This is a genomic window from Moorena sp. SIO4A5 (genome assembly GCF_010672005.1).
Classification (GTDB): domain Bacteria; phylum Cyanobacteriota; class Cyanobacteriia; order Cyanobacteriales; family Coleofasciculaceae; genus Moorena.
The window spans coordinates 1-13,960 of the sequence record NZ_JAAHHZ010000143.1 but is presented as its reverse complement, the minus strand read 5'-3'; the positions used below and the strand labels follow the sequence as shown (position 1 = coordinate 13,960).

14 protein-coding genes and 2 pseudogenes are annotated in these 13,960 nt (G+C 41.6%); 5 read left to right on the top strand and 11 right to left on the bottom strand.

The features are described 5' to 3' along the window. Both F6K57_RS28915 and F6K57_RS28910 read right to left on the bottom strand, forming a co-directional pair. On the bottom strand, nucleotides 1–935 hold a 935-nt coding region (locus tag F6K57_RS28915), incomplete at its 3' end, for a polysaccharide ABC transporter ATP-binding protein (protein ID WP_293071748.1). Further along, complete coding sequence (locus F6K57_RS28910; RefSeq protein ID WP_293071747.1) at nucleotides 936–1,706, bottom strand: ABC transporter permease; 771 nt, start codon at nucleotides 1,704–1,706, stop codon at nucleotides 936–938. A 61-nt stretch (nucleotides 1,707–1,767) separates the two neighbouring features. Between F6K57_RS28910 and F6K57_RS28905 the strand changes: the two genes are divergently transcribed. The 3 genes from F6K57_RS28905 (at nucleotide 1,768) to F6K57_RS28895 (ending at nucleotide 2,692) form a co-directional block, all read left to right on the top strand. Next, nucleotides 1,768–1,890 carry a hypothetical protein gene (locus tag F6K57_RS28905; RefSeq protein WP_293071746.1) on the top strand — a complete coding sequence of 41 codons (123 nt, stop codon included), beginning with the start codon at nucleotides 1,768–1,770 and terminating at the stop codon, nucleotides 1,888–1,890. Nucleotides 1,891–2,139: 249 nt separating this feature from the next. Continuing rightward, on the top strand, nucleotides 2,140–2,280 hold the full coding sequence (locus tag F6K57_RS28900; RefSeq protein ID WP_158069395.1) for a hypothetical protein: 141 nt from the start codon (nucleotides 2,140–2,142) through the stop codon (nucleotides 2,278–2,280). Between the two features lie 235 nt (nucleotides 2,281–2,515). Continuing rightward, nucleotides 2,516–2,692 carry a hypothetical protein gene (locus F6K57_RS28895; protein WP_158069396.1) on the top strand — a complete coding sequence of 59 codons (177 nt, stop codon included), beginning with the start codon at nucleotides 2,516–2,518 and terminating at the stop codon, nucleotides 2,690–2,692. 17 nt (nucleotides 2,693–2,709) lie between these two features. Here the strand turns inward: F6K57_RS28895 and F6K57_RS28890 are convergent, their stop codons facing one another. Continuing rightward, nucleotides 2,710–3,762, bottom strand: coding sequence for a peptidase M42 (locus F6K57_RS28890; RefSeq protein WP_075896591.1), 1,053 nt, complete (start codon nucleotides 3,760–3,762; stop codon nucleotides 2,710–2,712). A gap of 521 nt (nucleotides 3,763–4,283) precedes the next feature. On the opposite strand from F6K57_RS28890, the gene F6K57_RS28885 reads away from it, so the two are divergent. After that, entirely contained in the window at nucleotides 4,284–4,556 is a 273-nt protein-coding gene (locus F6K57_RS28885) for a hypothetical protein (protein WP_293071745.1), read from the top strand. A gap of 31 nt (nucleotides 4,557–4,587) precedes the next feature. Here the strand turns inward: F6K57_RS28885 and F6K57_RS28880 are convergent. The 7 genes and pseudogenes from F6K57_RS28880 to F6K57_RS28850 form a co-directional block, all read right to left on the bottom strand. Further along, nucleotides 4,588–5,088, bottom strand: a pseudogene (locus F6K57_RS28880) (IS630 family transposase); the annotation flags it as partial. Nucleotides 5,089–5,161: 73 nt separating this feature from the next. Then, nucleotides 5,162–5,530 carry an IS630 transposase-related protein gene (locus F6K57_RS28875; protein ID WP_293071744.1) on the bottom strand — a complete coding sequence of 123 codons (369 nt, stop codon included), beginning with the start codon at nucleotides 5,528–5,530 and terminating at the stop codon, nucleotides 5,162–5,164. Nucleotides 5,531–5,568: 38 nt separating this feature from the next. Next, a pseudogene (locus F6K57_RS28870) lies at nucleotides 5,569–7,245 on the bottom strand (NAD(P)-binding domain-containing protein). Nucleotides 7,246–7,508: 263 nt separating this feature from the next. Continuing rightward, nucleotides 7,509–8,549, bottom strand: coding sequence for a sulfite exporter TauE/SafE family protein (locus F6K57_RS28865; RefSeq protein ID WP_293067423.1), 1,041 nt, complete (start codon nucleotides 8,547–8,549; stop codon nucleotides 7,509–7,511). Between the two features lie 103 nt (nucleotides 8,550–8,652). Beyond that, entirely contained in the window at nucleotides 8,653–10,011 is a 1,359-nt protein-coding gene (locus F6K57_RS28860) for an FAD-dependent oxidoreductase (RefSeq protein ID WP_158069400.1), read from the bottom strand. Between the two features lie 60 nt (nucleotides 10,012–10,071). After that, a complete protein-coding gene (locus F6K57_RS28855; protein ID WP_081431058.1) occupies nucleotides 10,072–10,719 on the bottom strand; it encodes a class II aldolase/adducin family protein in 648 nt (215 codons plus the stop codon). Nucleotides 10,720–11,012: 293 nt separating this feature from the next. Continuing rightward, nucleotides 11,013–11,756 (bottom strand): iron-containing redox enzyme family protein, encoded by a 744-nt coding sequence (locus F6K57_RS28850; RefSeq protein ID WP_075896603.1) that lies wholly within the window; start codon nucleotides 11,754–11,756, stop codon nucleotides 11,013–11,015. Between the two features lie 630 nt (nucleotides 11,757–12,386). Here F6K57_RS28850 and F6K57_RS28845 point away from each other — a divergent pair. After that, nucleotides 12,387–12,545 carry a hypothetical protein gene (locus tag F6K57_RS28845; protein ID WP_293071743.1) on the top strand — a complete coding sequence of 53 codons (159 nt, stop codon included), beginning with the start codon at nucleotides 12,387–12,389 and terminating at the stop codon, nucleotides 12,543–12,545. On the opposite strand, the gene F6K57_RS28840 is transcribed toward F6K57_RS28845, so the two are convergent. Further along, on the bottom strand, nucleotides 12,511–13,611 hold the full coding sequence (locus F6K57_RS28840) for an SGNH/GDSL hydrolase family protein (protein WP_075896607.1): 1,101 nt from the start codon (nucleotides 13,609–13,611) through the stop codon (nucleotides 12,511–12,513). The genes F6K57_RS28845 and F6K57_RS28840 overlap by 35 nt on opposite strands. Nucleotides 13,612–13,960: the final 349 nt, after the last annotated feature.

The following is a 13,960-nucleotide window of genomic DNA, read 5'->3' as shown; positions in this document are numbered from 1 at the left end:
AGTCCATCAATTGCTTGAGGTGAAAAGTACTCAATGTCAATGGCTAAGGAATCACCACTATTAATCTCTAAGCTAGGTAACAGCAACACATCGGTAATTTCTACTTCTAGAGAGCCAAAGCGGTTTTGATTCATTCGCAGTTGTACACCAGACCTAGTCACTTGGGAGGATCCGTTGGGAGTGCGTTGCTGGGTTTGCGATCGCATTTGATTGACATACTGTGCTACTACCACTTTTGGCTCACCGTAAGCCATGATTTGTCCTTGTTGTAGCCACAAAGCGCGATCGCAAAGTTGCTCAATTTGTTCGCTACTGTGAGAAATTAGGACAATAGCACAGCCAGACTCTTTCAACTGCGCAATTCGTTCCAAGCACTTAGCCTGAAATCTCAAATCCCCAACGGACAGAAACTCATCAACTAGCATCACATCTGGGTCTGTGTGTACAGCCACCGAAAACGCCAGCCGCATCTGCATCCCTGTACTATAAGTGCGCACTGGATTATCGATAAACGGCTCAAGTTCAGCAAAGGTCACAATTTCATCAAAACGTCGCCCCATCTCTTCACGAGTAAGACCTGCTACCACACCACTAACAAAAGCGTTTTCTCGCCCAGTCAAATCTGGATGGAAACCAGCTCCCAAATCCAGCAGCGCTCCAATGGAGCCATTAACCGTAACCTTCCCTTTATCCGGTTTTCCAACCCCACCAATCAAGCGCAACAGGGTTGATTTACCAGCCCCATTGTGACCGAGAATCCCCAGCATCTGGCCTGGAGAAACGGTGAAGGTAATATTCTGCAACGCCCAAAACCTTTCCGCTGCCATAATATGCCGAAAACCCGACAGCGCCGCCTCCATAATGGTAAACGGTCGGTCAGGATGATAGTTGTTAAAGCGTTTACCGAGTCCTTTAACAATAATTGCATCAACCATCTATAATTCCTCCACAAAGCGATCGCTCTGCCACCGGAAAATTTGAAGACCGATAGGTAAACATACTGACGTGACCAAAGCCATAACTAGCAGAGCTAGCCAATCCGGTGCTGTGCCTTTAATTAGTACAGTGCGATAGGCATTAACCAGATGCACCATCGGGTTAAGGTAATACAAAAACTGATAATTTTTCGGCACATTAGTAATATCATAAAAAATCGGTGTCACATAAAAAAGCAGCTGTAAAAGTACACCGATAGTATGCTGCGTGTCGCGAAACGTTACATTAAAACCAGCTAGTAGATAGGCTAAACTAATGGTAACGGCAAACTGGAGAGCTTGTAGGATTGGTAACAGTATAACTACTGGCTGTAGCTGAACACCATCGATTAACAGAAAGATAACTAATACTGGCAGGGCTAGAATAAAATGAATCAGACCTGTTGTTACCGTCACCACCGGTAAAATAGCGTTTGGAAAACCCGGTTGTCGGATCAGGGGGCGATTATGAATAATCACGCCAGTTGCTTGAAAAAGAGAGCTGTTAAACCATGTCCATACCAACAAACCAGAAAATGCAAATGAAGTATATTGAGGAATATCAACCGACAATACAAAACTGAAAACAAAGGTAAAAACAGCTAACTGAAGTAGTGGATTAAGCAGCATCCAAGCTACTCCTAAAGCTGACCGTTTGTAGAGTAGCTTCATCTCCCGATTAACTAGCTCTCGTAGCAAATCATAAAGATAATAAAACCGCCACTTATACAACGGTTTTATTTTGGATTTTCGATTTTTTATTGAAGACATTGGAGTAATATAGCATTTTAATTTGAGATGTAAAACTAGAATTGATATAAATCGGGAATCGGGAATCGGGAATCGGGAATCGGGAATCGGGAATCGGGAATTGGGAATCGGGAATTGGGAATCGGGAATCGGGAATCGGGAATAGTAGGAAATAGAGCCGATTATTTTGTGATATTTATTATAGCAAGTCTTATACCCATGAGGTACAAATCTCTGGTTTTTAGGGACTTCGGAGCAGGGAGCAGGGAGCAGGGAAGAATGAAGAGGGAAGAGGGAAGAGGGAAGAGGGAAGAGGGAAGAGGGAAGAGGGAAACAATAATGTGTACCTCATAGCTATGATAAACGCTATAAGTATTTATCTCAACTAAATGTTCCTATATTACGTTACTGTGTCTTGTCTGACAATGAACTAATGTTGAAAATTATCTCTCGCCGAGGAGATCAAAAAATAGATAGTTATAGTCTTTATAAAGCTGATACTATTGCTTCACCAACCAACCAATTAATTCAATTAGACCTGAAAGACTTTGATTAAATTTGGTCTTTAATGATTAGAAAAAGTTTATTATATCAAAAAACAAACATTTTACACAAAATTAATTACTACATGTCAAAGGATTAATCCTGATTTATTAAAAGAATGTCTGCTTGGGGGAAAAGTTTTCGGATTAAGAGAAAATGAAAGATTACGTGGTATAGCTATTCAAAGTTACTCGGAACTTTCAGAGGAAGAGTTTTATATTGGTTATCTTCATGGAGAGCCAGAAATCTTGACAGTGCTTCTTTGTGAATTATGTAAATTAGCCTATTCTTTAGGTAAGTCAGTGGTTAAAGGTCTTTTTCCTTTGAATGATAGTTTCGGCGATGCTCTTTCCCAAGCTGCTTTCCAAAGAATACATCAAGCAGAAATAGGGATATATCGCTCTTCTTTAAAAATTAAAAATTAAAAATTAAAAATTAATTCTTAATTCTTGATCACTGAAGAACTATAGCTTTCAAGAATATCGATACAATTTGCGATCGCACCCAAATGAGCAATTTCATAACCATGGGTATTTTGGGTAGGAAAACTCAAGCAAGCAGCACGAGCAACATGACCAAACTTCATGGCGATGGAAGCATCAGAGCCAAAACCATCAATAACCGCCAACTGAATCGGGACTTCACAACGTTCTGCCGCTTCTCCCAATTCCCGATTTAACCCTTCATCGTAGATGCCATAATTATCTTGAGAGAGCAATACTGGTGCTGGTCCATCTTCGATAGGGTACTCCCCAGACAAGGGACAAATTTCCAGAGCAATCAAAGCATCTAGAGATTTATTCTGGGTAAAATACAAAGCCCCAATTGCCCCTACTTCCTCCTTTGCTGATGCCACCAAATACGTATCAACTGCTGGAGTTTTCAACCGTTGGGCTAACGTTAGCAAAATCGCCACCGATGCCTTATTATCCAGGGTATAGCTAGCAATATAATCCTTAAGCCGCACAGGTCTCTTACGATGTTTACCAACCACCATACGACTGCCTGGACGCACCCCAGCCTCTGCCAATTCTGTAGTACTACATTTGGTTTCAATCCAGGCATCTTCCCAACGTAGAGGAGTATCATGCTGCAACGCTTTTTGGGGAGATTCATGGGAAACATGACGTGAGCCAAAGGAAAGAATACCGCTAATGGTATAGTTATCCCCCAACAGATCCACCACACCCTCACCATAAACCCAAGGAAAAGAACCCCCCAAGCGGCGCACTTCCACCCGTCCTGCGTCACCGATCCGTTTAACAATGCCACCAATTTCATCTTTATGAGCAGTAATCGCAATGGGACTAGCACCAGCATCCTTACCAGGGATTTTAGCAATGACATTTCCCGCCCGATCCTGCCAAGTTTCCACCCCTAAAGCTTGAAACCGATGCAGTAACAATTGGTCAATTTCCCCTTCTGCACCACTAGGGGAATGGTGCATAACTAACTCTTCTATGGTTTTGAACAGTTGGTTGTAATTGTTAGTCATTGTTGGGAAAAGGGAACAGGGAGTCGGGAGTCGGGAGTCGGGAGTCGGGAGTCGGGAGTCGGGAGTCGGGAGTCGGGAGTCGGGAGTCGGGAGTCGGGAATAGTAGGAAAGAAAACCTAGGATTTTTGATGTTATGATAACTCAGAATTGGGTTTCATGATCTAATTTAAAACGGTATCTAGAGGGAGCTTCGGAGCAGGTAATAGAGCTTTGCTGACAAAATCAGGATGGTTTGAAACCAACATGCCGCCACCAGAGGTAGTAATAATTTTATTGCCATTTGTAATATAGCAATTCTACGACTTGTGAGGTACACAATTTCTAGATTTTAGGGAACAGGGAACAGGGAACAGATAAGAGGGAATAGCGATGCGCTGCATTAAGAGGTGCGACCCGTAGCGAATTTAATTCTTAATGCGGAAAGCGCACCTAACAGGGAATCAACGTCAAAGAAGACTGTACCTCATGAGTACTATAAACGCTATAAAAACCTATAATACCCCAAAATTTTTATCAACAAGTTGGCAAGTATTGCCTTTTCTAATAACTATACCAATCCGTGTAGGAATTGTGATAATTTTTTTTCCCTTTTCCCTACTCCCGTCTTGATGCAGTCGCTCATGGGGGAAACCACGGCAGTCGCTCATGGGGGAGACCCCCAAGACCGCGCTGCCTCCCCAAGACCGCGCTGCATCGCTACTCCCTACTCCCTACTCCCTACTCCCTGTTCCCTGTTCCCAGATCCGCTGTTCCCTTTGGTATACAACTGTAGAGCATTACCAAATAGTATTTGACTTATGCCACTTATAGCGGTTTGCGCTTATATTAGTTACAATAGCAGCAATAAGAAAACAATTTTGTTATTTGTTCTTTAGTCAAAGAATCACAACAATCAACTAGACCTTTTTCTAACTCATCTCTGGTCATAGTTACTAATGAACGTAAATATTCTTTCAAAATAAACCAGAATTTCTCAATGGGATTAAAATCAGGAGAATAGGGAGGTAAAACTAAAACTTTAGCTCCAACTTCTGATAATATTTCTATAACTTTTTGACTTTTATGGCTAGATAAATTATCCATAATTACCACGGCACCAGGCCATAAGGATGGGGCTAAAATATCTTTTATATAAGTCATAAAAATTTGAGTATTAATCGAGCCATTTAAGGTCATAGTTCCTAATATACCTTGGGAGCAAATAGCACTAACTATTGTGAGATTTTCTCCTCTATAATAAGGGCGATAATCGACAACTCTGGTTCCTTTTTGAGAACGACCATAAATGCGCTTTTTCCCTAAATTAAACCCCGTTTCATCCAAAACTACTAGGTTTTTGACTAAAAAACTAGTAACTGTTTGCCAATATAAAAGTCTTAAATTAGCTACTCTTTCCGTTTTAGCTTGACTGGCATATAAACTTTTTTTTTCGTGTTATGTTGAGTTTTTTCAGGAATCTACTCAAGGTGGTTATGTGTACAGTAATTTGTTTATCTTTTTCAAGTATTTCCACCATTTCCGAGAGAGTTAATGATGGATGATCTGACAACATAGATTTGATAAATTCCGTGAATGGTTCTAATTTAGATGCTCGGTTATTCCCTTGTTTGCCCGGTGATATATTTCCAGTTTCTTTGAATTTTTTAATAATTCTAAATACAAAATTGCGACTCACTTTAACCCTTTTAGCTAAACGGGTCATTGAGCCTTCACAGTCTAGATAAGCTGTGATAATTTTCGTTCTTATATCAACAGAATAGGCTTTCATAATTGGAGTTTTATAATAGTTATTATATTATACTCTATTTAAGCGCAAACCGCTATAGAATTAGGATTGATAATTTGGAGTGGCCATAACCAGAAATGAAGCCCAATGTAAGTTATTATTTCATTAATTTGATGCATTCGCGGAAGCTTCATTATCGTTTCCAATGATGTTTGAGAAGCACCAGGTCCAGTCAAGCGATAATGTGCTCCTGTTACTGGGCCAGAACAAAACTTCCATAAAAGTCGAGGTTTCTTTAAAAGGTATAGGGGGTTGGGGCGAGAGCCGATCAAATTTGCTACTTTATCCATATAGGAAATCCAGTTTATGAGTACATTAGGCTGCGGCTGAGTTGGAAAACTCAGGGCATTTTATTTTCGTGTTTGGATGATATCTCGTTCCATAAATCTTGCATCTGGCAGTAAGCGTTTTCCGGCTGCAACTAGAGCAAATAGGCGAGCTTGTAGCTCTCCAGTAGGAGGAATAGCTCCGATTTTTGGACGTGCAAATCCACAAAAGGCTAGAGAATCTCCTATTTCAGGATGGAACATATTCAGATACATATTGGCTGGATGGAGAGCTTGCACATCTTTAGGATACTTAAGAAATGGGAACGAAGGGAAATAACCATGAGCGAAGATTACTACATCAGCACGATGGCGAATGCCATCAGAGAAAATTACTTCATCTCCATCAAATCCAACTAAGTCCCTACGTAGATTGAGCTTGCCTTCTATCACACGGTGAATGAAGTCATCAGATTTGGTTACGGCTTGGGACATCGGACCAACATCTGAGTTTTTTAGAAGCTGGGTTCGGAAAGCAGATTCTGGCGTGTGGTCTCCAGTATGAAAACAAAGACGACGTTTTAAGGTCATCAACCAGTTTTGTAAAATGATTGGTGGGGCGTTTCGGATGCGGTTAGTGTCGTAGTCATTCGCCATGCCAGTGAGAGGATTGATGCGCGGGATAATAAACTTACCTTTCCGAATACTTAAGTATGTATTTTCAGCAACATAGGAAACTTCTGCGGCAATATCAACGCCAGACTCTCCAGCACCAACAATAACAACATGTTTCCCTCTTAAACCCTCGACTCCTTTATACATAGCTGAATGACGCACTTCTCCAGTAAAGCTATCGAGACCTGGCAACTGGATAGGTTTAGGGATAAGATTGAGTCCAGTACAAATGGCCACGCGATCGCAGTGATGAGGAACTGTTTCACCTGAAACTTGATCGACTGTGGTTACTATCCAACCTCCCTTTTCCTTGGGTTTCACATCAGTTACTGTCTGTCGAAAATGCAAGTGGTTCCAAAATCTAAAATGCTCCACGTAGTTGGCTAGATATTCTAAGTATTCCTGTAATGTGTAGTGTTCAGATGATGAGCTTTTTGGTGGAAAGTCGGAGTAAGCAGTTATCCAGGGCGAAGAGGTCAGTCGTACCGTAGGCCAGCAACCTCCAGGGAATTCTCTATTAGGCCGAAACACACCACCTATGTTGTCCTTCTGTTCAAAGCATTGAACCTCTAGCCCTTGCTCGATACATTCTTTTACCACTGCAATACCTATCGGTCCTGCACCTATGACTATAACCGACCTTCGTTGCTCTGAGCACTTAAGTGCGGGTTCTATAGATAACTTCTTGTTTAGGCTCAAAAGTCGAAATTGGTCGATTATAAATAGTCCAATCCAGAGCCAAAATACACCTACCATCCATTTAAGCAAAACTGAACCCCCCGAAATTACCAAAAAAACGCTTGATACTAGCGCAAGTGGTAAAGGTAATAATGCTACTCTAAAGATAGTCCAATCTATTAGTTTGGCTACGAATAAATTCCACCAAGGGGTTCTCCTGGTAGCTAATTGCACTGCACGATATATCCCAAATGTATCGTACTGATCGAAAAGTTCTTCGCCCACATTACTGTCTAATTTAAGATTATTTATTATCGGAGTATTACTATTGACTTGAATCATTAGTCAACTGTACCTTTTTTTATAGATTTTATTGCATAAATATCAGTGTAATACATCCAGTAATTGAGCAAAGAGAACAAGATAAATATTATTAAGCTCACAGAAATAGTTGTGACTTTCAAGGGAATTATGAGGAAAGAAGTGAGCAACTCAATCAAGATTAGACCAATAAGAATATTGACAATAGTTTGGCGACGTAATAGGCTGCAAAACATAGCTCCTAAAGGAGCACCGATAACAACTACAGGAACTGCAGCTAGCCAATAACTAAGCGCCGGATCAGTAAAATCTTTGATAAAAAACACTTGTAAAGTAAATCCTATTACAGCATTTATAGCCATCAAAACAACCGAGGTAGGAGTGGCAACTTTCTCACTGATACGAAATAAAAGTACCATTACAGAAAATGTTAAAATGTCAATTCCATTGCCGACTAAAGAACTCATTATTCCTCCCAATAGCCCAGTAAAAAAGAATATTACTCGTTCTATAAAACTCCAATTATTGACTTGTAAATAGTATTGTCTTTTCTTTCCTGACATGATTAAACTAAAGGGTAAACTAGCGATCATCATGGTAAAAGACATCTTGATCATATCTGGGGGAAAAAAATGAGAAAAAAAAGCTAATCCAATCCAAATACCAAATGCTCCTCCAATGCTAGCCCAAATGATCGTCCGCCACTCCACCCTAATTCTTGTCACCCAAATTGCTACTGAGGCGGCACTCATACCAACACTTTGAATTGCTAGGGAAAATACCTTAGCATCATGAGGTGAAACATTTAGCAATTTAGTAAATACAGGAAAAGCGACTGCTCCTCCACCAATACTTGTTCCTCCAGCAATTATAGAGCCAAACATCATTGTTAAAGCAATCTCCCAATGATTGTAACAATATGCTATTGCCTCTTGTATACCAAGGGTATTCAGCCAAATACTCCACACTATGAGTGCGATTATTACTATAGTTTTTTGTCTTAAAGTTAAATGAGATTGATAGATTTTAACAAACTTTAATATTTTGGTTTTTATTGACATAATTTTTACTAGTTATGGCTTGCTTGAAAGAAGAAATAAGTTGTGCTAGCTAGTTGCTGCTAAAAAATGTTGTTAATCTCGATTGCGGCACGATAGCCTGATTCTAAGGCACCTTCCAGCCGTGCCAAGGGGAGGTATGTTCGCCCGCAAAATGTATGCGCCCTTCAGGATTAGCAGTATGTGGCAGTAGTCCAGTTACTTGTCCAGCACTCAACAGAACATGTCCACCTTTTGCCCAATTATCTTCATCCCAGCATACGGATAGACCACCTTCAATATACTCCTCTAGACCAGGAAGCATGGGTTCTAATTGGGCGATCGCATATTCTATTCGTTCTGCTTCACTCATGGTGGCCAGACTCTGCGATCGCTCTCCCTTCATATAGGAAACCAATATAGCCCTTTGTTGGGGTAGATCGAAACTGGAGTGCCAGAGTTCAGTGGGATAGTCTGCTAAACCAAAACCGTTCAACCCCTGGTCTAACCAGTAACGTTTCCTGACTTGCAAGAAGATACGGGACAAGGAAAGATAAGATATTTCCTGAATTGCCCGGTTTTTTTTCTCCGATAAGGATGGAGTAATTTTTAGGTGGCGCAGGACGCTGAAGGGAAGGGTACAAATCAGGTATTCTGCTGCCATGGTCTGGGTCACTCCTCCTTGAACATAGGCGACACGGACTTGAGAGCGATCGCTTTCGATTTCCACAACTTCTGCTCCGTAGTGGATCTTATCTTTCAAATGGTTTGCAAAAGCATTTGTTAGTTGATCTGCCCCTCCGACAATCTTTAACATCTGCTTTTCACTGACTCCGAGAGCCATCAAACGCAAGATCTCAAGTACAGAAACATTGTTTTTGGCAAAATCCAGGTAACCGAACCCGAACATCCTAGCAATCTGGGGGGAGATACCCTGACTATCGATAAACTCTCTTACTGTGAGCTGGTCGTACTTCCTTAAAGGTTCGGGAGGCCACTCAAGGGAGGTAGGATCGCCGAGTTCTGTAAAAAGCGGTCTACAAACCTTTTTTACTATTTCCTCTAATCTCATTTCCCTTTCTGCGGGAGTAAGATCAAGAGGATATTGACCCAACTTGACCTCTGTACCACTCTTGACCCTAAGCCGCTTACCCTGCAAGTAATGGACAAAATCCAGTTTGTCTGGATAAAAGGGTGCCACTTGCAGACCGAAATGGTCTAAGTATTTGAGAGTCCAGTGGTGATTTTCGGGGATGCGAGCCGCCCCAGCTTCCACATAAAGCCCATCGGCAAAGGGTTCCCGCAACGTTAGAATGCGCCCACCTGGTCGGAGACGGGCTTCCAACACTGTTACATTGTGACCCGCTCGCATCAGTTCGTAGGCCGATACCAGTCCGGCTATGCCAGCGCCGAGAATCAGTACGTGTTTTGGTTTGCCCTTTCTCACGAGTCTCTCAGGGCTGACACCAGCACAAATGTTGACCACAATTGCCCTTGATCTTGAGTCTAAGATGAAAGAAGTTTCTTATTGTCTGTTGTAGTGCTATCACTCCTTATAGGATGGATCGATGCGCTCAATCATACGCACTAAAGCCTTGAAAGTCGCTATTTGGGTTGACTTAAATCCATCCTTTTTCATTGGTTTAAACTGTTCCATTTGTTGAGCAAATGAATTCAAAATATCCTCAGAAGGCTGATTCAGTTTAGCCCCAGTTGACATAGCCAATACTTGTGTTCTACAAGCAAACTCCAGAAAATAAAGGTTTAAGAATGCTTCAGCAACAGTCCGTCCACAAACAACTATGCCATGGTTGCGCATGATCATACATAATTTTTCCGGTCCGAGATCCGCTGCCAGACGTTTCTGTTGTGCGATATTTATTTCTAACCCATAATTATCATGGTAAGCAATTTTGTTATAGAAAACCATTGAAGCTTGATCTAGGTGTAACAACCCACAGGCAAGGGTGGAGACAGCAACTGCGTAAGGGGTGTGAGCATGAATCACAGTGTTAATATCAGGTCTAGCAGCTAGAATCGCACCATGGATAACAACAGCAGTTGGATTGACTGGTACGTCTTGGTCACCAACTACCTTGCCATCAAGGTTTATTCTTGCCAAGTTTGATGCTTTGACTTCATCAAAAGTGAGGCCAAAAGGATTAATCAGAAAATCAGACTCAGAACCCGGTATTCGTGTGAAGGGCGTGGGTGAGGGTTAGATCGCTCCAGCCGTAGTAATTTATCAGTCTATACACTGCTGCTAGCTGTATGCGAGCTGTAGATTCGTCCGATGTCTGATCAAGTTGTTTGTGCTGTTCAATTGTTGCCAGCTTGTTCATAGTCCTAATGATCGGATTGAATTGAAGCTCAAAAGCAAACCTTAATTAGTTACCAACGGACAGTCCTTTGTTCCCAAGGTCTTGTAGGTGTTGATTGTTTGGATCTCAAATAGGATTGCTATAGCTGTTTCGGAGAATGAGTAGTTTAGCTGCCGAATGTCTCTGGTAGTTCGTTGTAGGCAGCACGGTAGATGCCATCTAGCCATGCCCAAAGTGTGTCACGCTTCCACTTGGCCCCTCCCATCACTGATTCCAACTCCGGACCTGATGTCGGCACAATCTTAGACATAGCATCAGAGGCATCGGCATGATCCCCTTCGACCTGTTCATGGACAAGAAGCCACTCAAAAACAGACAGATCCACTTCATTTTGACGACGAACTTCTTTGCCTAGGCAAGAAATCATCTGCTCTGCATATACTTCACCAGAAATCAGGGAGCCTACTGCCCAAGCAACATCAATAGTCTCTCCTGCGAAGAAATTAGCCATTTCCTGGGCTAGTGTTTTACCCGGAGACTCTGGCTCGAAATTTTCTGGTTGCGGCCGCCACGGATCGAGTCCTTCAATTAGTTTACCCATCAGGGTGCTATGTATTTTGTTGATATCGCCACTGCCCAGTTCGTCATATAGCACACCAGCAATCAGACTTTTGATTCTCAAGTCCTCTACACGCATCACAATATTGGCCAACCAATTAGGAACCTTGGCAGTGACTTCATTTAAGTTGGCAAAGTATGACCAAAAAGCGGTTAGATTGGGAGGTTCCTGTTGAAGCCGCACAAAATAGGGATGTTTAATCATGGGATGTTTTTGGCAAAACTCCACGATTTCTTCAGCAGGACGGCGTTGTTGAGCTTCTTTTACCCAAGTTACAGCAGTCTTAGTCATTATTTGGCCTTCAACTAGTTTTTGCTAGGTGTCTAGCTTTGTTCACTTTTTTGAGGTACATATTACCTGGTTTTATGGAACATGGAATATGGAACCGGTAAAAATATTGTGTACCTGATTAGGGTAGAAACCGCTAGATATATTTATTTGGCTTCACAGATAGTTTATCAGACTAATGGAAAAACTTCACTAAAAATTTGTGGCTCTTCCGTACTTGTTATGCTATGATTATAATTTTAGTAAAAACTTGTTTCTGATAAGGGTCTAAAAATGAGACAATAGAATCGAAGTGATTGTTTCTGGGTAAAATGTCAATAATTGAGGATATTAGAACCAAATTTTAGGCTTTAATGCCATAAATGGATGAAAAACTCAGACGATTGTGGTTAGGAGCTGAAGCAGTATCTTTAGGGAAAGGGCGACCCTCTGAAAGGTTTCGTCATTTGACTGGTTGAGTCACAATAGAGACGTATTTGCTTCTTATAAAGCCGGTTTGGGGTATATTTGGGCTTTAATTTTGTTTAATTCCCAATAGTAGCAAAAAACTCCTTTGATTTTTTGATGGTACTGGTAAAGATGTAGTGATGTAGGCGTTGGTCTGGTCAAGGTTTCGGGAGCTAAAGTCAGGAATTGTATAGCACTACCAGGATTTTTCCCGACTCCCGACTCCCGACTCCCGATTCCCGATTCCCAATTCCCGATTCCCGATTCCCGATTCCCGATTCCCGATTCGCGCATTCTAAATTCGCGCATTCTAAATTCCCGATCCCCTCTTCCCTATTCTCTTAGAACCTATTCCTAAAGCCCCCAAAGCAAATAGACCTAAAGCCATTGCTGGTTCAGGAACATTAGCTGGGTGTGAATGGTTATGATCTGGGTGTGGATGGTTATGATCTGGATTTGGATCCTTCAATGCTGACAGGGCTAAATCCGCAATAATGCGATAAACACCAGTGGTTGGATGTTGTAAGTCCCAGAATAAAAACTCCTCGGGATTCTCACATACAAATTGTGCTGGTATATTCAGACAAGGACTAGTTACATTGGTCAAACCAAATTCCGTTGGCTGAGCCAGAATTTCCCTAAATGTAGAATTAACATCAACCGGGATGATATTGACATCTGAGTCGGGAGTCTGACTGAATTGATCGAGTAGTTCAGACAAACCAGAATTATGGTCTTCTGTCAAGGTGTTGAGGGCATCGGTAGTACCAGGAACACGTCCATCAAGTGCCAGAGCAATGGGCGTATTGCCCAAATCTGGCAAGTTAACTACCATAATATTTTTAGCCCCAACATTAGTCAGGTCTTGCACTGCATCTGACAAATTTGCCAGGGTGGTGACAGTATCTGTAAATGGTTCAAAACTGCCTTGGGTAGGTAAATAATCATTACCACCAGCCCACACTATATACAGAGCCTCTGGGTCAGCAGACTGACCGGCTTGTATCAGGGGAACAGTAAAGGCATCAATCTGCTGTTCCAATCCTGGTAAGCCTGTCAATCCAGAGAAGGTAAGAGCGACAGTGTTTTCAGTGCCTGTAGTAGAACCACCAAAAGCGAAGTTAATGCCTTCAGTAGGAATAGCACCTGAGCCAAGAGTGGTAAACAGAGTAGGGTTTAATTCCAAATCCCCTGCAAGATAATCCACCCAGTTGGGCCCATTGGAAAAACGTCCCTCAAAATAGGGTGGACTGGGGGGAATTTGCTCTGCGGTGGCATTAAACAGATTGCCTTGATCAGAGAGGCTGTCTCCAAAGATATACATCTTGCTAAACAACTCGACAGCATTTGCCTTGAGGGGCAACATTAAAGAGAAAAAGACTAATCCTGTGGCGGCAATTTGTGTCTTCATGATGTTTGTTTAACTTAATTGCAGATAATTATCTCAGATCATGTCCGATTTAATAGTTATCCTTCAGGGTTTATAGTCAATTGAACCTTGAAAATTAACTAACCATAAGCAATTAGCAATTCAAAATTCAAAATTCAAAATTCAAAATTCAAAATTCACAGGCATCGGATCAACCATGTTAGACGTGATTAAGCGGACTTGATATCATGTCTGGCATTGACACACTAGACCAATCACCACTAATTACTAACCAATCACAATACCTGTTAGTAATTGTGATTAAGCACAACTAAAAGCTGTTTTAAACTGTTTTTTAGTGAGCATTCAGCCGTCAGCCGTCAGCTATCAG